Genomic DNA, 659 nt, shown 5'->3' with positions numbered 1-659 from the left:
GATCAGCCCTTGCGGGTCGTGATCTCCTCGGTGAGCTGGGGGACGACGTCGAAGAGGTCGCCGACGACGCCGTAGTCGACGAGGTCGAAGATCGGGGCCTCGGCGTCCTTGTTGATCGCGACGATCGTCTTCGAGGTCTGCATGCCGGCGCGGTGCTGGATGGCCCCGGAGATGCCGGAGGCGATGTACAGCTGCGGGGAGACCGACTTGCCGGTCTGGCCGACCTGGTTGGTGTGCGGGTACCAGCCGGCGTCGACGGCGGCGCGCGAGGCACCCACGGCAGCGCCGAGGGAGTCGGCCAGCGCCTCGATGACCGCGAAGTTCTCGGCGCCGTTGACGCCACGGCCGCCGGAGACCACGATCGCGGCCTCGGTCAGCTCCGGACGGCCGCTCGACTCACGCGGCGTGCGGGCGGTGACCTTGGTGCCGGTCGCCTGGGCGGAGAACGTGACGCTCAGGGCCTCGACGGCGGCGTTGGCCGGAGCGGCCTCGACCGCGGCCGAGTTCGGCTTGACGGTGATGACCGGGGTGCCCTTGGCGGCACGGGACTTGGTGGTGAAGGAGGCGGCGAACACCGACTGGGTGGCCACCGGGCCCGCCTCGCCGGCCTCGAGGTCGACGGCGTCGGTGATGATGCCGGAGCCGATGCGCAGCGCCAG

1 protein-coding gene is annotated in these 659 nt (G+C 71.8%); it reads right to left on the bottom strand.

Features of this window, described 5'->3' with window-relative positions; translation table 11 throughout:
* Window positions 1-2: 2 nt before the first annotated feature.
* Window positions 3-659: electron transfer flavoprotein subunit alpha/FixB family protein (locus KUM49_RS37865; RefSeq protein ID WP_217241509.1), on the bottom strand; the 657-nt coding region annotated here is incomplete at its 5' end.

This window comes from Streptomyces sp. AC555_RSS877 (assembly GCF_019049245.1).
In the GTDB taxonomy this organism is placed as follows: Bacteria; Actinomycetota; Actinomycetes; order Streptomycetales; family Streptomycetaceae; genus Streptomyces.
The sequence above is the reverse complement of the archived record's forward strand: the minus strand, read 5'-3'. Positions and strand labels throughout refer to the sequence as shown.